Origin of the sequence: Serratia sp. NPDC087055 (assembly GCF_044900985.1) — a bacterium.
GTDB lineage: Bacteria > Pseudomonadota > Gammaproteobacteria > Enterobacterales > Enterobacteriaceae > Serratia.
This window is the reverse complement of the sequence record NZ_JBJDOG010000005.1, coordinates 261,672-287,070: the sequence shown is the minus strand read 5'-3', so window position 1 is coordinate 287,070 and position 25,399 is coordinate 261,672. Positions and strand designations below refer to the sequence as shown.

Genomic DNA, 25,399 nt, shown 5'->3' with positions numbered 1-25,399 from the left:
GTACCACATTGAGATTAGCAAATAATCCGCCGCGGTAAATTCGGCCGGTGTTTTTTCAGCTTTTCCTCGCCTTTCAGACCATTGGACGGTGGAACTCCCCGCTATTTTTCGGCATTCTGGTCGCTGGCTTTCATTTCACCGCCACCGGCGGTTTACCACCGGCCACACGCGCCGGTGTTGGGTTGCAGAGAAGGTTCTTACTCCATGACGTTAACCATGTACGGCATCAAAAATTGTGACACCATCAAAAAAGCGCGCCGCTGGCTGGAAGAACAGGGTGTGGCTTATCAATTTCACGACTACCGCGCAGACGGGCTGGACGAACAGCAGCTGCGTGATTTTGTCGATATTTTGGGCTGGGAGCCGCTGCTGAATACCCGCGGCACCACCTGGCGCAAACTGGACGAAGCGCAGCGTAACGCCTGCGACAATCCCGATGCAGCCATCGCGCTGATGCTGTCCCAACCGGCCATCATCAAGCGTCCGTTGCTGATCGACGGCAAAGGTCATGCTCTGCTCGGCTTCAACGCCGAGGGTTATCAGCAATTTATTTCCGAGGTGGCAGCATGATTTGCCCGGTGATCGAACTGGCCCAACAGCTGATCAAACGCCCTTCTCTCAGCCCACATGACGAAGGCTGCCAGGCGCTAATGATTGAACGTCTCGAAGCCATCGGTTTTACCGTTGAGCCCATGCCTTTCGGCGACACCCTGAATTTCTGGGCCTGGCGCGGCGAGGGGCAAACCCTGGCGTTTGCCGGCCACACTGACGTGGTGCCGACCGGCGACGAAAAACGCTGGGACAACCCGCCATTTGAACCGACCATCCGCGACGGTATGCTGTATGGCCGCGGCGCGGCGGACATGAAAGGTTCACTGGCGGCCATGGTAGTTGCAGCCGAACGCTTTGTCGCGGCTAACCCGCACCATCAGGGGCGTCTGGCATTCCTGATCACCTCTGATGAAGAGGCCAGCGCTACGCACGGCACGGTGAAAGTGGTAGAAGCCCTGATGGCACGCAACGAGCGCCTTGATTACTGCCTGGTTGGCGAGCCGTCCAGCACCGAACGCGTCGGCGACGTGGTGAAAAACGGCCGCCGCGGCTCAATCACCGCTAACCTGCACATTCACGGCATTCAGGGCCACGTCGCCTACCCGCACCTGGCGGATAACCCAGTACATCGTGCCATGCCGGCGCTTAATGAACTGGTGGCCATTGAGTGGGACCACGGCAATGAATTCTTCCCGCCAACCAGTATGCAGATCGCCAACGTGCAGGCCGGCACGGGCAGCAACAACGTGATCCCGGGCGAGATGTTCGTCCAGTTCAACTTCCGTTTCAGCACCGAATCGACTGACGCCACGATCAAACAACGCGTAGAGGAGTTGCTCGAACGCCATCAGCTGAACTACAGCATCGAATGGCGTCTGTCGGGTCACCCTTTCCTTACCGCGCGCGGGGCGTTGGTAGACGCGGTGGTGAATGCCGTCGAACACTATTCCGAACTGACACCGCAATTGCTGACCACTGGCGGAACCTCCGACGGCCGCTTTATCGCCCAAATGGGCGCGCAGGTGGTTGAGTTGGGGCCAGTCAATGCGACTATCCATAAAGTTAACGAATGTGTACACGCGGCTGACCTACAATTACTGAGTCGCATGTATCAACGCATCATGGAGCAATTAGTCGCATGATCACGCCAGAAATGCTGACTGGGCGCTCGACTGACCACCTGGCGCCGCTTAGCGGTCACCACCGCCTGCAACCCGCAGCGGTCGCGGCGTTCCTTGCCATGCAACAGGCGGCGCTCGAAGCCGGGTTTAGTCTACAGCCCGCCAGCACATTTCGTGATTTTGAACGGCAACAGGCGATCTGGAATGGCAAATTCTGCGGCGAGCGGCCAGTATTAGATAAGGACAGTCGGCCTATCGACATCACGCCGCTGTCCGCGGCAGAACGTTGCGAGGCGATCTTACGCTGGTCGGCTTTACCGGGCGCCAGCCGCCATCACTGGGGCAGCGATCTGGACGTTTACGATCCCTCTCTGTTGCCCGCTGGGCAGAAGTTGCAACTGGAACCCTGGGAATACGAACAAGGCGGCTACTTTTATCCACTCAACCAGTGGATGACGGATCATATGGCCGAATTTGGCTTTTACCGTCCGTTCACCGAAGAGGGTGACGGCGTGGCGGTGGAGCCTTGGCATTTGAGCTACCGCCCACTGGCGCGCGAGGCTGAACATTTGCTGACGCCAGCACTGTTGCTGGCAGCCTGGAAAGATAAGGACGTTGCCGGTGCAGCATGGCTTGAAGAGCATCTGCCATCGATATTTTCGCGTTTTATACGCACTGAAGGAAAGGAGTAAATATGGAATGGTTAGCTGACTATTGGTGGATAATCTTGCTGATTCTCGTCGGGATGATCATCAGTGGGATCAAAGAGCTACGTCGCGTTGACGTCAAACGCTATCTGGCCGATAAGCCGGAACTCCCCCCTCACCGCGATAACAACGCCGAGTGGGATGATGAAGACGATTGGCCGAAGAAAAAATGATATCAGGGCGCGTAATGCGCCCTGACGTTTACTTGAAGGCGATTAAATCGCCCCGCTTACCAAACAAAGCCTCTTCCCAGTAACGTTGTGGCACGTAATAGTGCAGTCGTTCGAGGGCGCTATTCATCATCGCCTGATTAATGGCATGCCCAACGTCATCCACGACATCCAACGTGACGTCGACGCCCTTGGCCTGCAGCCGTTCTGCCGCCGCCCTGGCGTGCTGCACTGCAATTACCGCATCTTGTTCACCGTGGATCAAATGCACCACGCTCTCACCCAATGCCTGCTCCGGCAAGCTGGCAAAACGCCCACTGAAAGCCACCACGCGGCCAGCAAGTTTGGGTTCTACCTTCAAGGCTTCCAGCGCCATGATTGATCCCTGAGAAAAACCTATCAGCGCGGTGCCCGCATCATTCACGCCACTGTGTTTCTGCCAGTAACGTACGGTTTCGACAAACTGCGGCATGACGTCTGCGATGCGCTCGGCGCGGTTATCTTCCGTCACACCCTGTACCGAAAACCATTGGCGACCACTGCCGTTCCCGAAGGGGAAAGGGCCGCCGATGCTCACCACCAACGCCTGCGGAAAATCCTTGGCGAAGTAACTGCCAATCTCACCCATCGCGACCGGGGTGTCGCCGACACCGTGAAACAGCAGGATCAGCTGCGCAGCCGGGGTTGCCGGGCTTTGGACAACGAAATGCTCATGTTTCATCGGTGACTCCTTCATTCATCAGATTCTGCCCAGTACCCAATGTCCGGGTTTCTGCCAGCTACTATACGCCGCTGAGGAATCAGGAAAATCGGGTTTTATTGAGCAACATCTTCAATTTATTCCAACGATTGAGACCAGTCGTGCCAACGCAGGCAGTGCTGTGCATCAAGCTGTTCGAGGGCCAAACCCGCCTCTTGCCGCCAACGACGCAACAAGGCTTTCTGTCCGCTGCAACCCAGCTGTACCACGCAGGCTATTGGCGTTGCTTGTTGCTGCAAATGCAGACGCAAAGCGGGCAGCGGTAAGGTGCTGGCTAACAATAAACGCTGTAGCGCGCCCAGACTGGCCTCGAGTGGCCGGTGGGCGAAAGCAAACCCGGCCAGCTCGCGCCAGTCGTCCTCACCCAGTTGTGTATCACCATCATCACCGGTGATCTCCAGTTGCAGATTGATACGTGGCTGCAACCAGCGCCAATCACGTGCGAGATGCTTATGGGCCGCATGTTGCAGCGCTTCACCCTGTTCGGTTAACGGCAGGATCGCCATGGCGGTGTAGCAACCGCTGCTGGCCTCGGTTTTGCTACCGATGCGTACCAGCTCAAAACCACAGGATTGCCAAAATCGCCACAGCGGCTCGGTGTAACCAAAACTGACCGAAAGGTAGTCCAGCCCCTGCGCTTGCTGGCGTTGCTCCGCTATCATGCGGCGAGCAATGCCCTGCTGGCGTAATGCAGGTAACACCGCAATGCGGGTAATACGCCGTGAACGCAACGTCGGCGCCCACCACTGGCCGCCATGCGCCGCCAGCGATTGTGCCACCAGATTGCCGCGTGGCCGCCGTCGCCCCGCCCAGACGTCATGGGCCAGCTCTGCGCTCAATCCGCCTTCCTCTACCAGCCACAGTGCACCGACGACGTTGTCCTCCACCTGCGCCATGGCGAAATGCATGCCGGGGGCATCCATCAGCCGCCGTAAATCGAGCGGCGAGGTGCGATAGTGGGCACTGCTCAATAAGGCATAAAAACGTGCCAGCCGTTGGGGCTCGGCACACAACCCGCGTTGTTCGGTACTGCTGATACTGACCGCCTCACCTGAGGCCTGCCAGGGGGATTGCTCGGTGAACAGTAACGCGTTATCTATTACGCGCTCCAACGCATCACCGCGTGCCCAACGCATCGGCTGTTCCAACCCCAATGGCTGAAACGCAGGAAGCCCAGCACAAAACTTCAGTAAAAAACCACGGCCGGTGCCTTCATAACCCTGAACCGTGGTGGTCAGCAAAACGCGGGGGAAATGGCTCACCAGGCGTTGCAATAACGGTCCGGGAATCGCCGCCGCTTCATCCACCAGCAACCAACCTACGTCGCTGACATCATGTTCACGGCAATGGGCCAGCAGCGCGTCCGGCGCCCAAAATTGAGCACGGCCCTGCGCCCATTCACCGGCGACTTCGGTGGCAGCACGGCTCGGCCCGGTAATCCAACAGGTGAGTGGCGTATTCGCCACCAGCATGCCCGCCACCGTTGATTTACCGCGCCCACGTGCCGCCGTCAGTACCCAAATGCCTGATTCGGCGCCCAACAATTGCGTCAGCAACCTTTGTTGCTCCGTGGTAGGGCGACCATTCGGGGCATGCCAGTCCGGGCGTGACGGCAAGGGGGCCAGTGCCAGCGCCTCTTCCTGTCGCCAGACCGTTACCTCAGTGTCTGACACCAAGTGCTGTTGCAGATGATGAATAAAGTTTGGGGTCGTGATCGGTTGTGGGCAATCGCTCCAGCGCAGGCTGTCATGATCCGGCTGCTGATGCCACTGTCGCCAGGATGGCGTCAATAACAGTAACCAGCTGCCGGCACGTAACGTACCGGCTAATGCTGCCAGCGCTTCAACATCCAAACCGGCTGTTGCGTCAAAGGTCGCGTGCAACCTCTCTTGGCCCAACAGCGTTTTCACCGCGCTACTCGCCAACGCCTGCACGCCCGCGGGCGGGTTTTCCCCCACCCACGGCCAGTCACCCGGTAGCGTCGCTGCCAGGTGTTGCGCCTGCTGGCGGCACCATTGCGGTTCGCCACTGAGCACCAGCAGGCGCCTGATGCCCTGCTGCTGCATACGTTGCTGCATTGCCTGTAACAAGGCGGTGTCCCTTATTTACGACGGTGCCACGTCCACAGGTGGGACATAGCCTGATACTCAGACTTAAAAAAATGCCGGAGTCAGGCTCCGGCATAGCATGTTAACGTGATGCGAAGGTGTTGCAGGTGTTAGGATCGCCGCTGTCAAAACCCTGCTTAAACCAGGTATAACGCTGCTGTGAGGTACCGTGGGTGAAACTGTCCGGTACAACACGTCCTTGCCCCTGCTGCTGCAAACGATCATCGCCAATCGCCTGTGCGGCGTTCAACGCCGACTGCAAATCACCCTCTTCCAACATCTGTTGCTTCTCGGCATATTTGCCCCAGACACCGGCAAAACAGTCCGCCTGCAGTTCCATCTTCACCGACAGGCGATTCACTTCCGCCTGGCTGGCGCCCTGCTGCATCTGACGTACTTTTGCTTCAATGCCCAGCAGGTTTTGTACATGGTGGCCGACTTCATGCGCCACCACATAGGCCTGCGCAAAGTCACCGCCGGCACCCAGTTTAGTTTTCATATCCTGATAGAACGACAAATCGATATACACGGTTTTGTCACCCGGGCAATAAAACGGCCCCATTGCCGCCTGGCCCGTACCACAACTGGTGCGCGTTACGCCGCGATACATGACCAGTTTAGGCGGCTGGTAGGTTTTCCCCATACGTTGGAAAACGTCTTTCCAGTTATCTTCGGTAGAGGCCAGCACCACCGAGGTAAACTTGGCCAGCTCATCGTCTTTTGGACTGATGCTGGCACTCTGTTGTTGAGTTTGCGGGCTCACGTCACCGCCATTGAGCAACGGCGAAAGATCGACACCATAATAACCGGCCACCAGCACCACCACTAAAATGACGATACCGCCTTTGCCGCGAGGCACACGGAAACCGCCACCACCGCCACCCAGACCTGAAGACTGCCCGCGACGATCCTCAACATTGTCACTTTCCCGACGCCCTTGCCAACGCATAAGTAAACTCCAGATTAGGTTTTTGTCATGTTACGTTGATCATTATAAATGCTCAGCGGCAGGGGAAATGTAGAATTTTTCTGGAAATGCAGGCAAAACGGCGCAGACGACGAGAAAATGAAGGAAATGACGGGGCCAGATGACCCCGTTTGCAGCGAAAACCCTTAGTCGAGTTTGACGCCAATGCGGCGAGCCACTTCTTCGTAGGCTTCGATCAAACCACCCAGGCTCTGACGGAAGCGGTCTTTGTCCATCTTGTCCAGGGTGTTCTTGTCCCACAGGCGGCTGCCGTCTGGCGAGAACTCATCGCCCAGCACGACTTCACCGTTGAACAGACCGAACTCCAGTTTGAAGTCGACCAGGATCAGACCCGCATCGTCAAACAGCTTGCTCAGCACGTCGTTTGCCTTGTAGCTCAGCTCACGCATGCGTGCCAGGTGCTCTTTGTTCACCCAACCGAAGGTTTCACAATAGGATTCATTGACCATTGGATCGTGCATCGCATCGTTTTTCAGGAACAGGTCGAACAGGGGCGGATTCAACACCAGGCCTTCTTCAATGCCCAGACGCTTCACCAAAGAACCGGCGGCACGGTTACGGATCACACACTCTACCGGCACCATGTCCAACTTTTTCACCAGCACTTCATTGTCTGACAGCAGGCGTTCCATCTGCGTCGGGATGCCAGCTTCTTCCAGTTTGCTCATGATGAAATGGTTGAACTTGTTGTTCACCATGCCTTTGCGATCGAACTGCTCAATACGCTGACCATCCAGTGCTGACGTATCGTTGCGGAATTCCAACACCAGCAGGTCGGGGTTTTCGGTGGTGTAGACGGTTTTTGCCTTTCCGCGATACAGCTCAGCTATTTTTTGCATCTCACTTACTCCAAAAAAATTTTTAAAAACGCTTCAACACACAGGCGTGATATACCCAAGATAATTGGAGTTACAGCAAGGCGGCAAGGGCAGGAGTCCCCGGTCACTTACTCAAGTAAGTGACCGGGGTGAGTGCACGCAGCCAACACAGCTGTAGCTTCAAGAATGATGGGTATATTGTGCCAAATCTGCGACGCAAACGATACCGTAACCATCAAACAAAAAGGGGCCGAAGCCCCTTTTCCGTTATTTAACGCTGGTTTTACTGAATGCTGCCTGGAATGCCGCAACCAACCCGTCGTTTTGCGACTGGGTCAACGGCTTACCTTTAGGATCGATAAATTGCAGGCTGGTGCGGTTGTTCAAGTCCCCCACCTGCAGTTTGTAATCGCCTTCTTTCAGTTCAGGATCCTTGGCACCCAACGCATCCCAATCGCTGCCGCTCAGGGATTTGTAGGTCACAGCGACGGTACCCTGCGGACGGCTGCGGTCACCCACTTTCATCCCCAGTTTTTCCAACGCTGCCGGCAGGCGATCCCACACCACAGTGTACGGACCACGCACAACCAACATTGGCAGGCCGGTATCATCTGCCGCGCTCTGCACGTCCAGCGCGCCGAAACGATTAGCAGACTGGCTGCTTGCCAGGTTGTCTTGTTTGTCCAGGCCTTCAACGATGGTATTCATCATCATACCGTTGTAGCGCTGAACTTCAGACGGGTCGGTAACCTGATCGGTTTTTCCCTGCTGCTGCAGACCCACGGTTTTAACCACCAGCGCCTGCTGGTAACCCTGCTGCTGCACGCTGATCTGGTAGCGGCCTTCGTACTGGTTATCTTCATCCAGACGGTTCCACTTCACCCAGTCAGTAGTCAGAGTCTGACCGGCGTCTTGGCGTGAGGCAATCGCGATATTTTTCGCCTGCAGCATGCTGACAACGCGTGACCACAGGTTCTGGTTTTGCGGGCTGTTCTCAAGCAGCAGCGTACCGCTGTCGCCAGCATATTGCGCGCGTGAACCGCTCAGCAATGCCAGAGGCTGTACCGGCGGACGAATATCCAGTTGCTTGCCGATCCCGCCTTTCAGCGTGGTAGCCGGAACATCGTAGTTACCACTTTGCACCGGCAGGATCATACCCGCGGGGGCGTTCAGTGCCTTCAGCGGTGAAGCGTCAAGATACGCTTCATCGCCGCTGACCTGGCGCTTGTAGCGCTGGTCGCTGCTACAGGCCGCCAACATCATAACCAGCGAGATGCCAACGACTTTTGCTACCCTCGACTTTTGCAATGAATAAACCATCAAATTTCCCTTAGAGTTACAGCAAACCGGCGCTTTTCAGTGCGCGTTCCACTACCGGACGGGCAGCGTCGGTCAACGGCGTCATAGGCAGACGCAGCGTATCGGTTGCCATCAATCCCAATGCCTTGCAGGCCCATTTCACCGGAATTGGGTTTGCTTCTACAAACAAATCCTGATGCAACGGCATCAAGCGCTGATTTAAGCGGCGTGCTTGGGCAAAATCGCCCTGCGCTGCCAGCGCGCAAAGTTGCGCCATTTCACGCGCCGCCACGTTGGCCGTCACGGAAATCACCCCTTTGCCGCCCAGTTGCATGAAATCCAGACCGCTGGCGTCATCGCCGCTCAGCAAAATGAAATCTTCATCATCAACCAGCACTTGGATCTGACTTACACGACTTAAGTTCCCTGTTGCCTCTTTAACAGCAACAATATTCTTAATTTTTGCTAAACGCGCAATCACCGGCGGCAGCATGTCACACCCGGTGCGCGAAGGCACGTTATAGAGGATTTGCGGCAGTGCGGTGCTTTCGGCAATCGCCTTGAAGTGCTGGTACAGCCCTTCCTGAGTCGGCTTGTTGTAGTACGGCGTGACCGTCAGGCAACCCGCGACACCCGTATTTTCGAAACGCTGCGTCAGAGAAATGGCTTCAGCGGTGGCGTTGGCCCCCGTGCCGGCAATCACCGGAATACGGCCTGCGGCCAGCTCCAGCGTCTGCAATACCACGTCGACATGCTCGTCATGGGCAAGCGTTGCGGACTCACCGGTAGTCCCTACGGAAACGATAGCCGCAGTTCCACTGGCTACATGATAATCAATCAATTTTTTTAGGCTCGCGCGATCGACAGCACCTGTGTCATCCATCGGCGTAACCAGTGCAACAATACTTCCCGTAAACATTGGCCGTCCCCTCCACAAACAAGTCACTCATGGTACTTTTGCTGCCTATCCAAAAGCAAGCAAACAACGGTGTTGTAAGCGCTTGGCAGGCGGTTTTTTTTATGTTTACCATGGTAACCCCATTGAGCACGACAGGAAGCTCCATTTTGCCTAAGCCAGATGAACACTATCTCGTAATTACCGCGCTCGGCGCCGATCGCCCCGGAATCGTCAATGCCATCACTCGTCACGTCAGCAGTTGCGGATGCAATATCGAAGATAGCCGTCTGGCCATGTTGGGTGAAGAATTCACGTTCATCATGCTGCTTTCAGGCAGTTGGAACGCCATTACCCTGATCGAGTCCACCCTGCCGCAAAAAGGCGCAGAACTGGACCTGCTCATTGTAATGAAACGGACCAACTCACACGAAAGGCCGCCGATGCCGGCCACCGTATGGGTACAGGTTGAAGTACAGGACTCCCCACACCTCATCGAGCGTTTTACCGATCTGTTCGACTCCAGCCAGATGAACATTGCCGAGTTGGTGTCCCGCACCCAGCCGGCGGAAGGTGGGCTGCCGCCGCAGCTGTATATCCAGATCACGGCACACAGTCCCGGCAATCAAGATGCATCAAATATTGAGCAAGCCTTTCATCGCCTATGTACAGAACTGAAAGCACAAGGCAGTATTAGCGTTGTTAACTATCCACAGCATGATGAGAAAGATGGAGAGTAGTTATGAGCCCATTGAAAGCCGGTGACACAGCGCCGAACTTTAGTTTGCCTGACCAGGACGGTGAGGAAATTAACTTAGCCGACTTCCAAGGACAGCGAGTGCTTGTTTATTTTTATCCCAAGGCGATGACGCCAGGCTGTACCGTACAGGCCTGCGGTTTGCGGGATAACATGGATGACTTGAAAAAAGCCGGTGTCGAAGTGCTTGGCATCAGCACGGATAAACCAGAAAAGCTGTCGCGTTTTGCCGAGAAAGAGTTGTTAAACTTCACCTTGTTATCCGATGAGGATCACCAGGTAGCAGAGCAGTTCGGCGTTTGGGGCGAGAAAACCTTCATGGGGAAAACCTATGATGGCATTCACCGCATCAGCTTCTTGCTCGACGCCAAGGGTAAGGTTGAAAAAGTGTTTGATGATTTCAAGACCACCAATCATCACGACATTGTTCTGAGCTACCTGCAGCAATAATTCTCACGAAGCGCAGCGGCCTGCTGCGCTTCGTTATTTCCCTTCCCGCTTATTCTATTCTTGTTCCGTTTCTACACGCAATTCGTCCGGCCAGGCGTGAATGACGGCCTTCACCAACGTCGCCAACGGGATAGCGAAGAACACACCCCAAAAGCCCCACAACCCACCGAAAATGATCACCGACAGAATGATCACTAACGGGTGCAGATTGACCGCCTCGGAGAACAGAATTGGCACCAACAGGTTACCGTCCAGCCCCTGCACCACAAGATAAGCGACGATCAGCGTCCAGAAATCAGCGCCGATGCCCCATTGGAACATGGCCACCACCACCACGGGAATGGTCACCAGCACTGCGCCGATATAGGGGATCAGGACAGAGAACCCCACTAATACCGCCAGCAGCAGCGAATAGCGCATGTCCAAAATCACGAACACCAGGTAAGTCGCGACGCCGACAATCACCATCTCCAGCACTTTGCCGCGAATATAATTGGTGATCTGCTGATTCATTTCGAGCCACACCTGCCCGGCCAGCCCGCGATTGCGCGGTAAGACACGCCGCACGGCGTTGAGCATCTGCTCTTTGTCCTTCAGCAGGAAGAACATCATCATCGGTACCAGGATCAGGTAAATTGCCAGCGTAAGCAGCCCCACCAGCGAAGCCAGCGAGAATTTCACGACAGACTCGCCCATACCCGACAGCCGTCCGCGCAGGTTCTCCGCCATCATATCGATGATGCCGGCATCCACCAGCGCCGGATAACGCTTCGGCAACGTCGCGGCAAAGTTATAGAACTGATTGAGCATCCCCGGCAAATCCGTCATCAGGTTGATCCCCTGCTGCCAGGCCGTGGGGGCGACGACAAACACCAACAGCATCGCGATACCGGCAAACATGATCATGACCATGCTCGCCGCCCAGTTACGCGAACACCCAATGCGCTGAAGCCGCGCGGTCGGCCACTCCAACAAATAGGCCAACACAATGGCCACCAACAGCGGGGTCAAAATGCCATGCAGAAAATAAAGAATGAGGAACCCGGCGACCAGGATCACCAACAGCGCAATGGCTTGTGGATCGGTAAAGCGGCGACGGTACCATTGTAATAACATCTCCAGCATCAGAGAGTGCTCCTAGAGGTTTGACTGGCAGGCATTGCGGTTCCTGTGGTGGGGATTTTCTCAATCTATCGACAAACCCCAGCATAAAATGGGGGTTCAAGCGTATGGTTGTACCATGCCGGCCATTTACCATCCAGCATGACCTGCTTTCTTCTGCAAACAGGTATCTGGGCATTCGTGATGACCCGCCCCAATGAAACGTCCCGTAGTTCACACAATATCCCACAGGCATTGGTAAAGGAGATGGAAAATAGCCATTCTGTATGGCAACCCCATTATGTCTGATCCAGGAGAATTTATGTCAGTATCTGCTCGTAACCAGTTATCCGGAATCGTATCCGCAGTTGCCAAAGGCGCCGTCAACGATGAAGTGGAAATCACCCTGCCGGGCGGGGAGAAGCTGGTCGCCATTGTGACTGTCCAAAGCCAGCAATCTCTTGGCCTGGTGACAGGTAAGGAAGCGGTGGCGCTGATCAAGGCGCCTTGGGTCATTTTAGCGTCAGAGGATTGCGGGCTGCGTTTTTCAGCGCGCAATCAATTTGCCGGTACCGTCAACGCCCTAGAACAAGGCGCCGTCAACAGTACGGTGCACATCAAAACTGACGCGGGTTTCACGCTGACATCGGTAATCACCAATGAAAGTCTGCAGGACATGGCGTTGGAAAACGGCTCACGGTTAATCGCGTTGATCAAAGCCTCTTCCGTGCTGCTTGCTGTCAAAGCATAACCGTAGACACCCGTTCAAGCCCGCTGTTACTCAGCCAGGCCTGACGGGCATTTTTCATTCAGTATCGGTAAGCTCAGTGCACGTAGAATTGCCATCAATACCCTACCTTTCTCTGTAGCTACAATGAATGGCAATTGGCTACCACCGGGCAACCCAGCCCCTCAGCGTGACGTTAGCTGATGAAAGACAGTGAACATGATGAGATGAGCACGCGGTTGGGCGCCCGTCGAACGCAAGCACAACGCATAGGCGAAACCGCCATGGACGGCGGTTTCAGGCAAGACAGGCAGGGACGCCTGCCGTAGCCTGCCGTGATGCGGCGTGATGAAGTGAGAACCGTTGGCGCAGCCAACCGTCTGAGTGGATTTGTTGATGACGGCACCCACGCCTTATTTCAACGCCTGCTCGGCGAACAGCCCAATAGCGATGAGCACCATGGCAGCGCCAGAAAAACGGCTGACAACCCGCGCGGCCTGCGGACGCGCCTGCAATATCGATTGCGAGCCAAAACCCACCAGCAAATAAACTAACCCACAACTGACCAAGTGCAACAAACCCAGCGCGAGGATCTGCATGGGAATCGACCATACGGCATAGGGATCGGTGAACTGCGGCAGCAGAGCCAGAAATAGCAGAAAAACCTTGGGGTTCATGCCACTCACGCAAACCCCTTTACCCGCCCAACGCACCCATGAACCCGAGCTTTGTTTCTCACCGCTGCCGGGCACAGACGGGTGAACCAGCATATTAACGCCAATCCACAGCAGGTAAGCCGCCCCCAGGATAGTGAGCCCCGTCAGAATGAGCGGGTTGCCGGCAACCAGCACACCCACGCCCGCCGCCACAATCAAAATGGCCAGCAAGTGTCCAAACAGCAATCCCGCCACGGCAGGCACCACCACCCGGCCACGTATTCCTGCCGATATGACATAGGCCCAGTCCACGCCCGGCGTGATAACAAACAAAATCGAGACGGCCCAAAATGCAGCGAAAATGGCAAGCGTCATGGTTGCGCGCTCCCTTGTCCAGGTTGCCCTGTCATGCGTATTTTCACCTGTTCTTCCTCATTCTGCGGACGTACGCATCACGTAAAAATCGCTCAGTCCGGGCCGTTTAATTATTGGAAAGAATATCTGCAAGGCGTTAAAATGTGTTGCCAATTACTTGCTTGAAAATGGTTAATTTGGGGAGATTTTTCCAAATGGATAAGATAGATCGCAAGATTCTTGCTGAACTACAGGCGGATGGGCGTCAATCTGTTACGGAGCTGGCAGAACGGATCGGGCTTAGCGTTTCCCCCTGCCATCGCCGGGTACGCGCACTGGAAGAGTCTGGCGTGATCCGCGGCTACCGCGCTCAACTTGATCCGGGCAGCCTGGGTTTTAACTTTTCCGCGCTGGTTTTCGTCACCATGCGGGAAGGTGACCGCCATGCTGTCGCGGCCTTTGAGGACGCAATGGTAGATATCCCTCAGGTGGTACAGGCACAAAGGCTGTTCGGTGATCCTGACTACCTGCTGCATGTTATTTCCCGAGATCTGCCGGCTTTTCAGCAGTTATATGACGAAAAACTTTCCGCTCTGCCCGGCGTTCAACGCCTCAGTTCTACTTTGGTGATGAAAACCGTCGTGCCTGAGCGCTCTTTTCTGCCGTTGTAGATTTACATCAAAATTAAGAGGAAACAGTTATGAGCAGTGGTTTTGAAGACTCCAAAGCCTTGTACATCGGCATTTGTACCGTGGTCGGCGATGCCTTCCTGGCGTTAGCCAATCAAGAACATGAAACCCAAAAAGCGGACGTGATTAATGAGCTAAAAATAGCCATTACCCGGGAAGGCCGTGATGTCAGTCTGGATGAAGCGCGAGAATTGGCGGTTGAGTGGCTGGAGCGATAGCTCGCCGTACGTTGTGACGAGGCACGTTTAACAACCGCGTAGTCTGCATTACCAGGGCAACTGTTTCACTGCAGGCAGGCCTCTATCGGCTCACCCGGTCACCCTGGTCATAAAAAAGGGGAGCATTTCGCCCCCACAGGCAATTTAAGGCACAATCACAAAGTCCGGATTGGCAATGGCAAACAACGCATCGCGATCCAATGCCGGCGGATAGATCCACTGGGTGTTGATTTCCTGTTTGATCTTTTTGCCCTCTTCACGCGTGAAGCGTACCTGACGGTCCCAGCCTTCGGTGTAGAGTGCGCCCCAAGGGCCAAGATCGAGGCAGGTCACGTACTTTGGTTGGCTATAAGGGTGTGCAAGTAACCCCACCAACTCCGCAGCGGCATTGTGCCCGGCAACACGGCCCAGGCTCATCGCATGCTGGCAGGTCATAAGGTTATGATTGCCCAGTTCGTCGGTCGCTGCCTTGACGGTGTCCCCGGTAACAAAAACCCCCTCAACAGCAGGCGCATGCAGGAATGCATCGCCGAGAATACGCCCGGCACTGTCTCGTTCTCCTGGGATTTGTGCAACCAATGGGTGCGCCCGTACGCCAGCGGCCAATATCACCGTGTTGGTTGCGATGCGCTCACCGGTCGACAGCGTTACGCTGCCTGCATCGATCGCCGTAACACGGGTTCCTGCCCGCGGCTCAACGCCACATTCGTCCAAGGCTTGTCGGATCACGCGGGCGGGTTCAGCCCCCATTCCAGCACCCACTTCTTCCGCGGTATCAACAATCACGACGCGGATATTGGCTTCATTGCCCAGAATGGCACGCAGGCGCATCGGCATTTCTGCTGCGCTTTCCAGCCCGGTGAGCCCACCACCCACCACCACCACGGTGTTACGCGCCGGGGTTTCCGGTTGTTCTTTCAACGCCTTTAAATGGGCGTCCAACCGCTGCGCGCTTTCCAGCGTATCGACATTGAATCCATACTCGGCAAAACCGGCAACCGGGGGAATAAACAACTGGCTCCCGGTCGCCAGCACCAAACGATCATAAACCAGTGGGTGTTTGTGTCCTTCAGCACTCACTACCTGCAATGTTCTGTTTTCGCTGTCGATATGCTCAACCAACCCGGCAAAATGGCGGACGCCAATTGCCGCAAGCTGCGCCGAGATGTCCGGACTCATATTTTCCAACACCGCTTCATACAATCTCGGGCGGATGGTGAGATTCGGGGTCGGCGAAACCATCGTCACTTCGACAGCCCCTTCTTTACCCGCAAGCGACACCGCCCGCATGGCGGAAACGGCGGCCCAAAATCCAGCGAAACCAGAACCGGCGATCACTATTTTCTGCGTCATGGAATGACTCCTTCATACACGTTTATCGGGTTGTTGAATCGCCCGAATTATTTTCCAGGCGAGTTGGGCCGTTCCGCCGCCTGTCAACAGGGTGCAGAAGGGCTACCGCCTGTGGCACACAGGCGGGGAAAAAAAGAAGTAGAGGAAATACTGAGACGTTATTGAGGCTTTGCGCGAGCGGGCTTGCCGCTACGCGTCGTGCGTTCACTCATGCGTTCGTCAATCCAGATATCGATCTCGCCAAAGAACCCCTCTGGTGCCTTGCGCCCGAAGCGAGCGGCAACGGCCCCCAACGTTTGCACTGCCAGCGCATCACGCATGGCCTTTTCGGCCTGCAGCATCACCGCATGGATGGCACACTTGCCGGAAACCGCCCAGTCTGGCGGGCTGTCGTCAAACACCGCACAACGGCCACGCACCTCCTGGCAGTCAAACAGCGGCTTGTGCCCTTCAATCGCGTCAATGATCTCCAGAAAAGTGATGTCATCCGCAGGACGAGCCAGTCGATAACCGCCGCGCACGCCTTCACTTGCGGCGACAATCCCTGCCTTCTCCAGCTTAGGGAAGATTTTGGCGAGAAAACTGGGTGAAATCCCCTGCAGTTCGGCAAGATCGCGGCTGCTGAGTGCGCGCTGATTTTCACCGACCAGCCAAAGTAAACAATGGATGCCGTATTCAACGCTGGTAGTTATGTATGCCATGTGGGTTTGAGCTGCACGTATGAATTCAATAACGCAGACTATATTAGTCCACGTTTTTCTTGTCAATTAAAACACAGACAAAGTTAGTCTTTGTTTTTATCGGACCGACAGAACGACGCAAGTTCAAGATCACACCAGAGAGATTCAGAAATGAAAAATAAAGCATTTCTGCTCGATTATTGCCGTACAGACGTTTCCTTGTCGCTTTCGGCTGACTATGATGTTATCTGCCAACAGGCCGCCATAACCCAGGCATTTTTGTGAGCTAACCCGCTTTCGTGCTGATTGTTCTGGTAAGCCCGGTAGGTAAGAAGAACTCTTAGGTAATGCTGACGTCTTAGAAATGACTCTTTAAGGGAAAGGCCTGACTATGACCACCCGGTTGACCAAAACAGCGATTGCAGTACTGTTGCTTGGCACACTCAACGCCACAGCGATGGCGCCGGTGCAGGCGGAAACCCAGGATCAACTGCCTGATATGGGCACTTCTGCGGGCGGTACCCTGAGCATTGGCCAAGAAATGGCGATGGGTGATTTTTACGTTCGTCAGCTTCGTGCCAGCGCACCGCTGATCAACGACCCACTGCTGACCCAATATATCAACCAGTTGGGCAACCGACTGGTGGGGAGCGCCTATTCAGTGCGTACGCCCTTCCATTTCTATCTGGTACGCAACGACGAAATCAACGCCTTCGCCTTCTTTGGCGGCAACGTGGTGTTGCACTCTGCCCTGTTCCGAGAAACCGATAACGAAAGTCAGTTGGCGTCAGTCTTGGCGCATGAAATCTCACACGTCACCCAGCGTCACCTGGCGCGAGCCATGGAAGATCAACAACGCAACGCCCCGCTGACATGGGTCGGTGCGCTTGGCTCTATCTTGCTGGCCATGGCCAACCCGACCATGGGGATGGCGGCGCTGAGCGGCACCTTGGCCGGCACGCAGCAAGGTATGATCAGCTTTACCCAATCAAATGAGCAAGAAGCTGACCGCATCGGCATTCAGGTGCTGCAACGTGCCGGTTTTGATCCGGAAGCCATGCCCGACTTCCTGCAAAAACTGTCTGACCAGTCGCGTTACGCCTCAAAACCACCGGAAATGCTGCTGACTCACCCCTTGCCCGACAGCCGCCTGTCTGACGCGCGCAACCGTGCCAACCAAATGCCTAAGCACCTGGTACAGTCCACGCAGGACTACCTGATGGCCAAGGTCCGTTCACTGGGCATGTACAGTTCAGAGGGTTATGGCCTGCGCGAAGAGTTGCTCGATACTTACAGCAAAGGCAACGTGCGCGAACAGATGGCCGCCAAATATGGCCGCGCTATCCTGTTTTATGAGGCGAAAAAGTATGATGATGCCCGTAACATTATCCAGCCACTGCTGGCACAAGACCCGAAAAACGTCTGGCTGCTCGATCTGATGACCGACATTGATCTTGGGCAGAAGCGTGCGCCACAGGCCATTGCGCGCCTGCAAGCCGCCAATGCTGCCCAGAGCAATAACCCGGTGCTGCAGCTCAACCTGGCGAACGCCTATGTTGAAGGCAACCAACCGGCACAGGCGTCAAAAATTCTTAACCGCTATACCTTCGCCCACCCGGACGATCCCAATGCCTGGGATCTGCTTGCTCAGGCCAGCGCCGCACAAGGTCTGCGCGATGAAGAGCTTTCTGCCCGCGCCGAAAGCCTGGCGCTGACCGGCCGTCTCGATCAGGCCATCGGCCTGCTCAGCAACGCCAGTTCGTTGCAAAAACTCGGCAGCCTGAAACAGGCGCGTTATGATGCGCGCATCGACCAATTGCGCCAGTTGCAAGAGCGTTTCCGCCAGTACCAGCGCAGCTGATTTTGAAAAGGATGAGTTCAATGAAAAACGTCACGATTTACCACAATCCACGCTGCTCTAAGAGCCGTGAAACCTTGGCACTGCTGGAACAACAGGGCATAACGCCTGACGTGGTACTGTATTTGGAGACACCGCCATCGGTAGCCCAGCTAAAAAAACTGCTGAAAGAGCTGGGTTTCACCTCGGCTCGCGAGCTGATGCGTAAAAAAGAAGAGTTGTACAAGGAATTGAAGCTGGCAGATGAAAGCCTGAGCGAAGACCAGCTGTTAGCCGCTATGGTAGCGAACCCTAAGCTGATCGAACGTCCTATCGTGGTCAAGGGCAGTAAAGCGCGTATCGGCCGGCCACCGGAGCACGTGCTGGACATTCTCTAAGCAGGATAATGGGCACTGACGTGTGGTGCCCTATTTAGCCCCATTGGCCGGTTAAAGCCCCAGGATCTCTTTCACAAACGGGATGGTCAACTTACGCTGTGCGGTGATCGACGCGTGATCGAGCTGATCCAATGTCATAAACAGTGTCCGCATTTCGCGATCCAACCGTTTCAGCAGAAAACGGCCGACGTCCTCCGGCAGTTCAAAACCGCGCAGTTTGCCACGCAATTGCAGAGCCAGCAGTTTCTCTTCATCCGACAGCGGCTGTAACTTGTAGATCTGACCCCAGTCCAACCGTGAAGCCAAATCAGGCAGATGGAGATTCAATTGCCGTGGCGGGCGATCGCCCGTGATAAACAGACGCGTGCGTCCGGTTTCCAGAATGCGGTTATAGAGGTTGAAGATGGCCATTTCCCACTCTTCATCGCCCGCGATACATTCGATATTATCGATGCACACCAAAGCCAGCTGCTCCATGCCATCCAAGACTTCTGGCACGAAATAAGCTCGCTTATCCAGCGGCACATAACCCACGGCTTCGCCGCGTTGTGAAAGCTCCGCACAGGCTGCATGTAACAGGTGGCTACGCCCACCACCCTCGCGTGACCAGAAATAGATATAGCTGCCATGTTCCTGACGAACGGCGGACTGGATCGCGGCTAATAGGGATGGGTTCTCCCCCGGATAAAAACTGGCAAAAGTTTCATCATCGGGAAGATAAAGTGGCAGTGAAAGCTGTGCCGGCGTATTCAGAAAAGCACCTCAACCAAAACTGGCAGGAAAACGCGGTAAGTCTACCACAGAAAACAGGCTCTGTTGAATCGGCAGGATTTTATGCCGTAATAGTGAACAACGGCTCCGATAAAGCCCCGCGGACAGCTCGCCTGGCCAGGCAGAATTTGTACTTTATCCAAGAGTTATCCTAGTATAGTGGGGCAAAATGCAATCGCCGTTAATAAGATTTCTACAAGGATATGGACAATGAAAGTATGGAATAAAGTGCTTTTGGCCTCAATCATTGGGCTATTGCTTGCCGGCTGTGATGATTCATCCAAAGTCGACGCCAATCTTGAAAAAGCCAAAGACAGCGCAGAGCAGATGAAAGACGCCGCACAGAAAAAAGCGGACGATCTGACCGACAAAGCCGCTGCGGTGGCCAAGGACATCAAGAAAGAGGCCGCCACGCAAGCCGATCAGCTTAAAGACAAGGCCTCTGCGATTAAAGATGATGCCGCCAAGCAGGCAGATGCCATCACCAACGATGCGAAAGCCAAGGCTGACGCACTCAAGGAAGATGCCAGCAAACAAAGCCAGCAGTTGGTCGATCAGGCTAAAACCATCAAGAACGATGCCATTAATGGTGCCAACGATTTGACCGAGCAGGCCAAAGCGAAAACCGAAGCCATTAAAAACAGCGCTGAAAATAAAGCTGAAGAATTAAAAGGTGATGTCGACTCTGCGGAAAAAACGCAGCCGGCTACCCAGCAATAACGCCTGATATCACAAAAAGGAGCGGTAAATGGGGATTATTTCCTGGATTATCTTCGGCCTCATCGCTGGCATTTTAGCCAAGTGGATTATGCCGGGCAAAGACGGCGGTGGTTTTATTCTGACCGTCGTATTGGGGATCGTCGGCGCTGTGGTGGGGGGCTATATCAGCACCTTCTTCGGCTACGGCAAGGTTGACGGTTTTAACTTCGGCAGCTTCGTGGTCGCCGTCATTGGCGCCATCGTCGTGCTGTTTGTTTACCGCAAAATCCGCAGCTAATGTCTTGCGTATTAACAAAACGGGCAGCCTATTGGCTGCCCGTTTTCTATTATGGCTTCCGTTCAGCCGGCTCGTCCGGCGCGTCGATCACGTCCTCTTCCTTTCGGTACAGGCTGATGACCTTGAACAACAAGCTGAGACCAATGCCGACAATGGTCGCCAGCGCCATGCCTTTCAACTCGGCGGCACCAATATGCACCTTGGCACCGCTGACGCCGATGATCAGAATCACCGAGGTCAGGATCAGGTTCTGCGCCTTGTTGTAATCCACTTTGGATTCAATCAGTACACGAATACCTGATGCACCAATCACGCCGTACAGCAGCAGGGAAACCCCACCCATCACCGGCACAGGTACAGCCTGAATGGCTGCCGCCAACTTGCCGACGCAGGACAGCAAAATGGCCAGAACCGCCGCACCGCCGATCACCCAGGTGCTATAAACCTTGGTGATGGCCATCACGCCGATATTCTCACCGTAGGTGGTGTTTGGCGTTGAACCGAAGAAGCCGGAGATTACCGTCGAGATGCCATTGGCAAACATTGAACGGTGCAGGCCAGGATCGCGGATCAAATCTTTCTTCACGATATTGGCCGTCACAACCAAGTGGCCAACGTGCTCAGCAATCACCACCAACGCCGCCGGCAGGATGGTAAAGATAGCAAACCACTCAAAACGCGGCGTATAGAACGTGGGCAGTGCGAACCAATGCGCCTCTCGGATCGGAGTCAAATCGACCACGCCCATGAAGAACGACAGCGCATACCCGACCAGCACGCCAATCAGGATGGGGATAATCGCCAGAAAACCGCGGAACAGCACGGACCCCAGGATTGTCACGCCAAGCGTCACCAAAGAAATGGTTATCGTGGTCGTGTCTGCGCTGACGCCATCGGCCGGCAGCAAACCTGCCATATTGGCCGCCACACCCGCCAGCTCCAACCCGATGACGGCAACAATCGCCCCCATCGCCGCTGGCGGGAAAATGACATCCAGCCAGCCGGTCCCGGCTTTTTTAACGATCAGCGCCACCAGGCAAAACAACACCCCGCACATGATGAAACCGCCCAGTGCGACCTCGTAGCCTAGCGGCAACAGCAGCAACACGGGGGAAATAAACGCGAAGCTGGAACCGAGATACGCCGGGATCTTGCCCTTACAGATAAACAGATACAGCAGCGTGCCGACGCCGTTAAACAACAGCACCGTCGCCGGGTTGATTTTGAACAGGATCGGCACCAACACGGTCGCACCAAACATGGCGAACAGATGTTGGAAACTGAGCGGAATAGTTTGCAGTAGCGGCGGGCGTTCGCTTACGCCTATCACACGACGGGTCATGGATGTTTTTCCTCTGCTATCCCCGTCATACTTGCCGCTGCCTCTGCGTTGGCTACGCTCAATCACCCGAATCACTTACCTAAGTAAGCTCATCGGGATTCTGTCGCTTGCCGCCTTGATGCAACATCAATTATTTGGGGGATAGATATATTTTATGCAAAAAAAACCGACTGATTAAAGTCGGCTTATTTTTTTATTTAGTACCAAATATCTTGTCGCCCGCATCACCCAGGCCCGGCACGATGTACCCCTTCTCGTTCAGGCACTGATCGATGGAGGCCGTGTACAGCTCAACATCCGGGTGCGCTTTCTCCAGCGCGGCAATACCTTCAGGTGCAGCAACCAATACCAGCACCTTGATGCTGTTGCAGCCGGCTTTCTTCAGCAGATCGATAGTCGCGATCATCGAACCACCGGTCGCCAGCATAGGGTCGACAACCAGCGCCAAACGCTCTTCAATATTGGAAACCAGCTTTTGGAAATACGGTACCGGCTCCAGCGTTTCCTCGTCACGGTAAACACCCACCACGCTGATACGCGCACTTGGGACGTTTTCCAACACCCCTTCCATCATACCCAGACCGGCACGCAGGATAGGCACAACGGTAATTTTTTTCCCTTTAATCTGATCTATTTCAACCGGGCCACACCAGCCATCGATGGTCACCTTCTCCGTTTCCAGATCGGCGGTTGCTTCATAGGTCAGCAAACTACCGACTTCCGAAGCCAACTCACGGAAGCGTTTGGTGCTGATGTCATTTTCACGCATCAGGCCAAGCTTGTGTTTCACCAGCGGGTGTTTCACCTCAACGATCTTCATCATTTTTCTCCTATTAAGGTGGTTGACGGCCAAAAAAATCGCCGGATTATACCTCCTTTTGCCGACAGCGCCACCCACAATAGCCCGATCGGGATCAACAAAAGATTGAATAACAGTATAGATGACGAAAAAGCAGAGCTGCCTCACAAGCCACTCGCAAACGTTTGCCTGCGCTGTTAGAATTGCCGCGCCTTATTCCGGAATCAAAGCCGGAAGCACAGTTTTCAAATCGCAAACCGTCGTGGGGATCGCGCAGTGACCGACAAAACCTCTCTCAGCTATAAAGACGCAGGTGTCGATATCGATGCTGGCAATGCATTGGTAGACCGCATCAAAGGTGTAGTTAAACAGACCCGCCGCCCGGAAGTCATGGGTGGACTGGGCGGTTTTGGCGCCCTGTGTGCGTTGCCGCAGAAATACCGCGAGCCAATACTGGTTTCCGGTACCGACGGCGTAGGCACCAAGCTGCGTCTGGCGATGGACCTGAAACGACACGACACCATCGGCATCGATCTGGTCGCAATGTGTGTGAACGACCTGGTAGTACAGGGCGCCGAGCCGCTGTTCTTCCTGGATTATTTTGCCACCGGTAAACTGGACGTGGACACCGCGGCCAGCGTGATCACCGGCATCGCCGAAGGCTGTAAGCAGTCTGGCTGTGCGCTGGTGGGGGGTGAAACCGCCGAAATGCCGGGTATGTACCACGGTGAAGATTACGACGTGGCCGGCTTCTGCGTTGGCGTAGTCGAAAAATCCGAGATCATCGACGGCAGCAAAGTGCAGTCCGGCGATGCCTTGATCGCCCTGGGCGCTTCCGGCCCGCACTCCAATGGCTACTCGCTGGTGCGCAAAATCCTGGAAGTCAGCAACACCGACCCAAGCACCACAGATCTGGACGGCAAACCGCTGGCTGACCATCTGCTGGCACCGACCAAGATTTATGTGAAATCCGTGCTGGAACTGATCGAGAAAATCGACGTGCACGCTATCGCCCACCTGACCGGCGGCGGTTTCTGGGAAAACATCCCACGCGTGCTGCCAGAAGGCATGCAGGCCGTGATCGACGAATCCAGTTGGCAATGGCCGGCAGTATTTAACTGGTTGCAGCAAACCGGCAATGTCAGCCGTCACGAAATGTACCGCACCTTTAACTGTGGCGTGGGTATGGTGATTGCACTGCCAGAAGCGTCCGTTGAATCTGCTATCGCTTTGTTGACCGCAGCCGGTGAAAAAGCCTGGAAGATAGGTACACTGACCGCTTCTTCTGACGAACAACAAGTGGTCATCAACTGATGAAAAAGATCGTGGTGTTGGTCTCTGGCCAGGGGAGCAATCTCCAGGTACTGATTGACGCCTGCCAACAGGGCCGGATTGCCGCCGACATCGTGGCGGTATTCAGCAATCGGGCGCAGGCTTACGGCCTGCAACGTGCAGAGGCGGCAGGTATTGCCGCCCATGCGCTGGATGCCAAAGCCTTTGCCGACCGTGCAGCGTTCGACGCCGCATTGGCAGAGGCTATCGACCAATACCAGCCCGATCTGGTGGTGCTGGCCGGTTATATGCGCATCCTCAGTCCAGCGTTCGTGCAGCACTATGCCGGGCGCATGCTGAACATCCACCCTTCTCTGCTGCCTAAATACCCGGGATTGCATACCCACCGGCAAGCCATAGATAACGGTGACAGCGAACACGGCACCTCAGTGCATTTCGTGACCGAACAGCTCGACGGCGGCCCGGTAATCCTGCAAGCCAAAGTGCCCATCTTCCCCGGTGACGAGGAAGATGAGGTGGTTGAGCGGGTGCAAGCTCAGGAACACACTATTTATCCGCTGGTGGTAAATTGGTTTGTTGAGGGCCGCTTGGCAATGCGCGATAACGCCGCTTGGCTGGATGGCGAACGCCTGCCTGAACAAGGGCATGCCGCCGATTAAAACGGCGCAGTCTGAACATTGCCTAAACGGTGCCCATGCGGCACCGTTTTTTTTCGCCGGCATTCATTCTCTGACGTTATACTTTGCACAATTTCACGACATAGAGGAACCCCCATGTCCAGCACTACCAACGTCAAACTACGCCCACTGGAACGGGATGATTTGGCGTTCGTCCACCAGATGGACAACAATGCCAGCGTGATGCGCTATTGGTTTGAAGAACCTTACGAAGCCTTTGTCGAGCTTTCCGATCTCTACGACAAACACATCCACGATCAGAGCGAACGCCGCTTTATCATCGCCCACGAAGGCGCCAAGGTCGGGCTGGTGGAACTGGTGGAGATCGATCACATCCACCGCCGCGCGGAATTCCAGATCATTATTGATCCGACTCATCAAGGCAAAGGCTACGCTACGATCGCCGCCAAGCTGGCGATGGAGTACGGTTTCTCGGTACTGAACCTGTACAAGCTGTACCTGATCGTCGACAAAGAAAACCCGAAGGCGATCCACATCTACAGTAAGCTGGGCTTTGAAGTCGAAGGCGAGCTGATTGACGAATTCTTCGTTAACGGCGAATACCGGACCGTGCTGCGCATGTGCATCTTCCAGCCGCAGTACCTGGCAAAGTTCAAAACACCCGCCAGCGATAAACCTCTGGTGAAGTGAGAGCCGTTGGCGTAGCCAACCGTCTGAGTGGGCAAAGGCGCGGGATTGCAAGGGACCCCGCCCTGGGTCCCTTGCTCGGTCGAGGCGCATAAGCCTCATGGTGCTTTGCGCGTTTATCGACCGAAAAGAACATTGAACTCGCTAAAAAAACACCTTAAGTGACCAGCATTACGTGAAAGCGGTTTTTTTTTAGATAATGGCGTATGGATTCTATTTCACTGTCAGAGAGGA

The 25,399-nt window shown here is 55.0% G+C and carries 29 protein-coding genes; 16 read left to right on the top strand and 13 right to left on the bottom strand.

Translation table 11 applies throughout. From position 1 onward, the window contains the following. Positions 1-204: 204 nt before the first annotated feature. From ACI2J2_RS20870 to ACI2J2_RS20855, 4 genes are read left to right on the top strand one after another with little or no spacing between them, the layout of a single operon-like run. A complete protein-coding gene (locus tag ACI2J2_RS20870) occupies positions 205-570 on the top strand; it encodes an ArsC family reductase (RefSeq protein ID WP_404760761.1) in 366 nt (121 codons plus the stop codon). Beyond that, positions 567-1,694 carry a succinyl-diaminopimelate desuccinylase gene (gene dapE / locus ACI2J2_RS20865; RefSeq protein ID WP_209638173.1) on the top strand — a complete coding sequence of 376 codons (1,128 nt, stop codon included), beginning with the start codon at positions 567-569 and terminating at the stop codon, positions 1,692-1,694. The genes ACI2J2_RS20870 and dapE overlap by 4 nt, the downstream gene beginning before the upstream one ends. Next, entirely contained in the window at positions 1,691-2,365 is a 675-nt protein-coding gene (locus tag ACI2J2_RS20860) for a M15 family metallopeptidase (protein ID WP_265555438.1), read from the top strand. The genes dapE and ACI2J2_RS20860 overlap by 4 nt, the downstream gene beginning before the upstream one ends. A gap of 2 nt (positions 2,366-2,367) precedes the next feature. Continuing rightward, the gene (locus ACI2J2_RS20855) at positions 2,368-2,553 is read left to right on the top strand and encodes a YpfN family protein (protein ID WP_265555436.1); all 186 of its coding nucleotides are present in this window, start codon (positions 2,368-2,370) and stop codon (positions 2,551-2,553) included. Between the two features lie 28 nt (positions 2,554-2,581). On the opposite strand, the gene ypfH is transcribed toward ACI2J2_RS20855, so the two are convergent. From ypfH to dapA, 6 genes are all read right to left on the bottom strand, one after another. Beyond that, positions 2,582-3,271: an esterase gene (ypfH, locus tag ACI2J2_RS20850; protein WP_209638180.1), complete on the bottom strand. Its 690-nt coding sequence runs from the start codon at positions 3,269-3,271 to the stop codon at positions 2,582-2,584. Positions 3,272-3,387: 116 nt separating this feature from the next. Further along, positions 3,388-5,376 (bottom strand): GNAT family N-acetyltransferase, encoded by a 1,989-nt coding sequence (locus tag ACI2J2_RS20845; protein WP_322740280.1) that lies wholly within the window; start codon positions 5,374-5,376, stop codon positions 3,388-3,390. A 124-nt stretch (positions 5,377-5,500) separates the two neighbouring features. Continuing rightward, positions 5,501-6,367 (bottom strand): neutral zinc metallopeptidase, encoded by an 867-nt coding sequence (locus ACI2J2_RS20840; protein WP_404760760.1) that lies wholly within the window; start codon positions 6,365-6,367, stop codon positions 5,501-5,503. A gap of 164 nt (positions 6,368-6,531) precedes the next feature. Further along, entirely contained in the window at positions 6,532-7,245 is a 714-nt protein-coding gene (purC, locus tag ACI2J2_RS20835; protein WP_004951825.1) for a phosphoribosylaminoimidazolesuccinocarboxamide synthase, read from the bottom strand. Between the two features lie 246 nt (positions 7,246-7,491). Beyond that, positions 7,492-8,544 carry an outer membrane protein assembly factor BamC gene (gene bamC, locus ACI2J2_RS20830; RefSeq protein ID WP_209638183.1) on the bottom strand — a complete coding sequence of 351 codons (1,053 nt, stop codon included), beginning with the start codon at positions 8,542-8,544 and terminating at the stop codon, positions 7,492-7,494. Positions 8,545-8,560: 16 nt separating this feature from the next. Then, the gene (dapA, locus tag ACI2J2_RS20825) at positions 8,561-9,442 is read right to left on the bottom strand and encodes a 4-hydroxy-tetrahydrodipicolinate synthase (RefSeq protein ID WP_209638185.1); all 882 of its coding nucleotides are present in this window, start codon (positions 9,440-9,442) and stop codon (positions 8,561-8,563) included. Positions 9,443-9,552: 110 nt separating this feature from the next. Between dapA and ACI2J2_RS20820 the strand changes: the two genes are divergently transcribed. Then, a complete protein-coding gene (locus ACI2J2_RS20820) occupies positions 9,553-10,158 on the top strand; it encodes a glycine cleavage system transcriptional repressor (RefSeq protein WP_209638578.1) in 606 nt (201 codons plus the stop codon). 2 nt (positions 10,159-10,160) lie between these two features. After that, positions 10,161-10,625 (top strand): thioredoxin-dependent thiol peroxidase, encoded by a 465-nt coding sequence (bcp, locus tag ACI2J2_RS20815; RefSeq protein WP_209638187.1) that lies wholly within the window; start codon positions 10,161-10,163, stop codon positions 10,623-10,625. Positions 10,626-10,679: 54 nt separating this feature from the next. Here bcp and ACI2J2_RS20810 read toward each other — a convergent pair whose 3' ends face one another. Beyond that, the gene (locus ACI2J2_RS20810; RefSeq protein ID WP_037424464.1) at positions 10,680-11,750 is read right to left on the bottom strand and encodes an AI-2E family transporter; all 1,071 of its coding nucleotides are present in this window, start codon (positions 11,748-11,750) and stop codon (positions 10,680-10,682) included. A 298-nt stretch (positions 11,751-12,048) separates the two neighbouring features. On the opposite strand from ACI2J2_RS20810, the gene ACI2J2_RS20805 reads away from it, so the two are divergent. Continuing rightward, complete coding sequence (locus tag ACI2J2_RS20805) at positions 12,049-12,477, top strand: molybdopterin-binding protein (RefSeq protein ID WP_209638189.1); 429 nt, start codon at positions 12,049-12,051, stop codon at positions 12,475-12,477. 389 nt (positions 12,478-12,866) lie between these two features. On the opposite strand, the gene ACI2J2_RS20800 is transcribed toward ACI2J2_RS20805, so the two are convergent. After that, the gene (locus ACI2J2_RS20800; protein WP_404760759.1) at positions 12,867-13,484 is read right to left on the bottom strand and encodes a LysE family translocator; all 618 of its coding nucleotides are present in this window, start codon (positions 13,482-13,484) and stop codon (positions 12,867-12,869) included. A gap of 194 nt (positions 13,485-13,678) precedes the next feature. Between ACI2J2_RS20800 and ACI2J2_RS20795 the strand changes: the two genes are divergently transcribed. Both ACI2J2_RS20795 and ACI2J2_RS20790 read left to right on the top strand, forming a co-directional pair. Then, positions 13,679-14,134 carry an Lrp/AsnC family transcriptional regulator gene (locus tag ACI2J2_RS20795; protein WP_186427281.1) on the top strand — a complete coding sequence of 152 codons (456 nt, stop codon included), beginning with the start codon at positions 13,679-13,681 and terminating at the stop codon, positions 14,132-14,134. 29 nt (positions 14,135-14,163) lie between these two features. Further along, on the top strand, positions 14,164-14,370 hold the full coding sequence (locus tag ACI2J2_RS20790; RefSeq protein ID WP_209638192.1) for a DUF2767 family protein: 207 nt from the start codon (positions 14,164-14,166) through the stop codon (positions 14,368-14,370). Between the two features lie 144 nt (positions 14,371-14,514). Here ACI2J2_RS20790 and ACI2J2_RS20785 read toward each other — a convergent pair whose 3' ends face one another. Further along, positions 14,515-15,723, bottom strand: a complete 1,209-nt coding sequence (locus ACI2J2_RS20785) for an NAD(P)/FAD-dependent oxidoreductase (protein ID WP_209638195.1) — start codon at positions 15,721-15,723, stop codon at positions 14,515-14,517. Positions 15,724-15,881: 158 nt separating this feature from the next. Continuing rightward, positions 15,882-16,424 (bottom strand): Rrf2 family transcriptional regulator, encoded by a 543-nt coding sequence (locus ACI2J2_RS20780; RefSeq protein ID WP_209638197.1) that lies wholly within the window; start codon positions 16,422-16,424, stop codon positions 15,882-15,884. 370 nt (positions 16,425-16,794) lie between these two features. Between ACI2J2_RS20780 and ACI2J2_RS20775 the strand changes: the two genes are divergently transcribed. Both ACI2J2_RS20775 and arsC read left to right on the top strand, forming a co-directional pair. After that, positions 16,795-18,264 (top strand): M48 family metallopeptidase, encoded by a 1,470-nt coding sequence (locus ACI2J2_RS20775; RefSeq protein ID WP_209638199.1) that lies wholly within the window; start codon positions 16,795-16,797, stop codon positions 18,262-18,264. Positions 18,265-18,284: 20 nt separating this feature from the next. Next, positions 18,285-18,638 (top strand): arsenate reductase (glutaredoxin), encoded by a 354-nt coding sequence (arsC, locus tag ACI2J2_RS20770; RefSeq protein WP_209638201.1) that lies wholly within the window; start codon positions 18,285-18,287, stop codon positions 18,636-18,638. A 51-nt stretch (positions 18,639-18,689) separates the two neighbouring features. Here the strand turns inward: arsC and hda are convergent, their stop codons facing one another. Then, complete coding sequence (gene hda, locus ACI2J2_RS20765) at positions 18,690-19,391, bottom strand: DnaA inactivator Hda (RefSeq protein WP_037424480.1); 702 nt, start codon at positions 19,389-19,391, stop codon at positions 18,690-18,692. 228 nt (positions 19,392-19,619) lie between these two features. On the opposite strand from hda, the gene ACI2J2_RS20760 reads away from it, so the two are divergent. Both ACI2J2_RS20760 and ACI2J2_RS20755 read left to right on the top strand, forming a co-directional pair. Further along, positions 19,620-20,129, top strand: a complete 510-nt coding sequence (locus tag ACI2J2_RS20760; RefSeq protein WP_209638203.1) for an E3 ubiquitin--protein ligase — start codon at positions 19,620-19,622, stop codon at positions 20,127-20,129. 28 nt (positions 20,130-20,157) lie between these two features. After that, a complete protein-coding gene (locus tag ACI2J2_RS20755) occupies positions 20,158-20,406 on the top strand; it encodes a GlsB/YeaQ/YmgE family stress response membrane protein (RefSeq protein WP_004941647.1) in 249 nt (82 codons plus the stop codon). 49 nt (positions 20,407-20,455) lie between these two features. Here ACI2J2_RS20755 and uraA read toward each other — a convergent pair whose 3' ends face one another. Then, positions 20,456-21,748, bottom strand: a complete 1,293-nt coding sequence (uraA, locus tag ACI2J2_RS20750; RefSeq protein ID WP_265555426.1) for a uracil permease — start codon at positions 21,746-21,748, stop codon at positions 20,456-20,458. Between the two features lie 193 nt (positions 21,749-21,941). Beyond that, positions 21,942-22,568: a uracil phosphoribosyltransferase gene (upp, locus tag ACI2J2_RS20745; protein ID WP_020828072.1), complete on the bottom strand. Its 627-nt coding sequence runs from the start codon at positions 22,566-22,568 to the stop codon at positions 21,942-21,944. A 255-nt stretch (positions 22,569-22,823) separates the two neighbouring features. Here upp and purM point away from each other — a divergent pair, with 255 nt between their 5' ends. From purM to speG, 3 genes are all read left to right on the top strand, one after another. Beyond that, positions 22,824-23,861, top strand: a complete 1,038-nt coding sequence (purM, locus tag ACI2J2_RS20740) for a phosphoribosylformylglycinamidine cyclo-ligase (protein ID WP_265555424.1) — start codon at positions 22,824-22,826, stop codon at positions 23,859-23,861. Then, the gene (purN, locus tag ACI2J2_RS20735; protein WP_265555422.1) at positions 23,861-24,499 is read left to right on the top strand and encodes a phosphoribosylglycinamide formyltransferase; all 639 of its coding nucleotides are present in this window, start codon (positions 23,861-23,863) and stop codon (positions 24,497-24,499) included. The genes purM and purN overlap by 1 nt, the downstream gene beginning before the upstream one ends. 114 nt (positions 24,500-24,613) lie before the next feature. Next, the gene (gene speG, locus ACI2J2_RS20730) at positions 24,614-25,168 is read left to right on the top strand and encodes a spermidine N1-acetyltransferase (RefSeq protein WP_209638211.1); all 555 of its coding nucleotides are present in this window, start codon (positions 24,614-24,616) and stop codon (positions 25,166-25,168) included. The last annotated feature ends 231 nt before the right edge of the window (positions 25,169-25,399 follow it).

Bases quoted from the DNA above. Each gene is read 5' to 3' on its own strand.
- ACI2J2_RS20820 (WP_209638578.1), top strand. From the start codon at position 9,553: ATGGTAACCCCATTGAGCACGACAGGAAGCTCCATTTTGCCTAAGCCA.
- purN (WP_265555422.1), top strand. From the start codon at position 23,861: ATGAAAAAGATCGTGGTGTTGGTCTCTGGCCAGGGGAGCAATCTCCAG.
- arsC (WP_209638201.1), top strand. From the start codon at position 18,285: ATGAAAAACGTCACGATTTACCACAATCCACGCTGCTCTAAGAGCCGT.
- dapA (WP_209638185.1), bottom strand. From the start codon at position 9,442: ATGTTTACGGGAAGTATTGTTGCACTGGTTACGCCGATGGATGACACA.
- ACI2J2_RS20800 (WP_404760759.1), bottom strand. From the start codon at position 13,484: ATGACGCTTGCCATTTTCGCTGCATTTTGGGCCGTCTCGATTTTGTTT.
- speG (WP_209638211.1), top strand. From the start codon at position 24,614: ATGTCCAGCACTACCAACGTCAAACTACGCCCACTGGAACGGGATGAT.
- ACI2J2_RS20760 (WP_209638203.1), top strand. From the start codon at position 19,620: ATGAAAGTATGGAATAAAGTGCTTTTGGCCTCAATCATTGGGCTATTG.
- ACI2J2_RS20855 (WP_265555436.1), top strand. From the start codon at position 2,368: ATGGAATGGTTAGCTGACTATTGGTGGATAATCTTGCTGATTCTCGTC.
- ACI2J2_RS20860 (WP_265555438.1), top strand. From the start codon at position 1,691: ATGATCACGCCAGAAATGCTGACTGGGCGCTCGACTGACCACCTGGCG.
- ACI2J2_RS20790 (WP_209638192.1), top strand. From the start codon at position 14,164: ATGAGCAGTGGTTTTGAAGACTCCAAAGCCTTGTACATCGGCATTTGT.
- ACI2J2_RS20805 (WP_209638189.1), top strand. From the start codon at position 12,049: ATGTCAGTATCTGCTCGTAACCAGTTATCCGGAATCGTATCCGCAGTT.
- ACI2J2_RS20810 (WP_037424464.1), bottom strand. From the start codon at position 11,750: ATGCTGGAGATGTTATTACAATGGTACCGTCGCCGCTTTACCGATCCA.
- ACI2J2_RS20840 (WP_404760760.1), bottom strand. From the start codon at position 6,367: ATGCGTTGGCAAGGGCGTCGGGAAAGTGACAATGTTGAGGATCGTCGC.
- dapE (WP_209638173.1), top strand. From the start codon at position 567: ATGATTTGCCCGGTGATCGAACTGGCCCAACAGCTGATCAAACGCCCT.
- ypfH (WP_209638180.1), bottom strand. From the start codon at position 3,271: ATGAAACATGAGCATTTCGTTGTCCAAAGCCCGGCAACCCCGGCTGCG.
- purC (WP_004951825.1), bottom strand. From the start codon at position 7,245: ATGCAAAAAATAGCTGAGCTGTATCGCGGAAAGGCAAAAACCGTCTAC.
- bcp (WP_209638187.1), top strand. From the start codon at position 10,161: ATGAGCCCATTGAAAGCCGGTGACACAGCGCCGAACTTTAGTTTGCCT.
- ACI2J2_RS20795 (WP_186427281.1), top strand. From the start codon at position 13,679: ATGGATAAGATAGATCGCAAGATTCTTGCTGAACTACAGGCGGATGGG.
- upp (WP_020828072.1), bottom strand. From the start codon at position 22,568: ATGAAGATCGTTGAGGTGAAACACCCGCTGGTGAAACACAAGCTTGGC.
- ACI2J2_RS20845 (WP_322740280.1), bottom strand. From the start codon at position 5,376: ATGCAGCAGCAGGGCATCAGGCGCCTGCTGGTGCTCAGTGGCGAACCG.
- ACI2J2_RS20775 (WP_209638199.1), top strand. From the start codon at position 16,795: ATGACCACCCGGTTGACCAAAACAGCGATTGCAGTACTGTTGCTTGGC.
- ACI2J2_RS20780 (WP_209638197.1), bottom strand. From the start codon at position 16,424: ATGGCATACATAACTACCAGCGTTGAATACGGCATCCATTGTTTACTT.
- bamC (WP_209638183.1), bottom strand. From the start codon at position 8,544: ATGGTTTATTCATTGCAAAAGTCGAGGGTAGCAAAAGTCGTTGGCATC.
- uraA (WP_265555426.1), bottom strand. From the start codon at position 21,748: ATGACCCGTCGTGTGATAGGCGTAAGCGAACGCCCGCCGCTACTGCAA.
- ACI2J2_RS20785 (WP_209638195.1), bottom strand. From the start codon at position 15,723: ATGACGCAGAAAATAGTGATCGCCGGTTCTGGTTTCGCTGGATTTTGG.
- ACI2J2_RS20870 (WP_404760761.1), top strand. From the start codon at position 205: ATGACGTTAACCATGTACGGCATCAAAAATTGTGACACCATCAAAAAA.
- ACI2J2_RS20755 (WP_004941647.1), top strand. From the start codon at position 20,158: ATGGGGATTATTTCCTGGATTATCTTCGGCCTCATCGCTGGCATTTTA.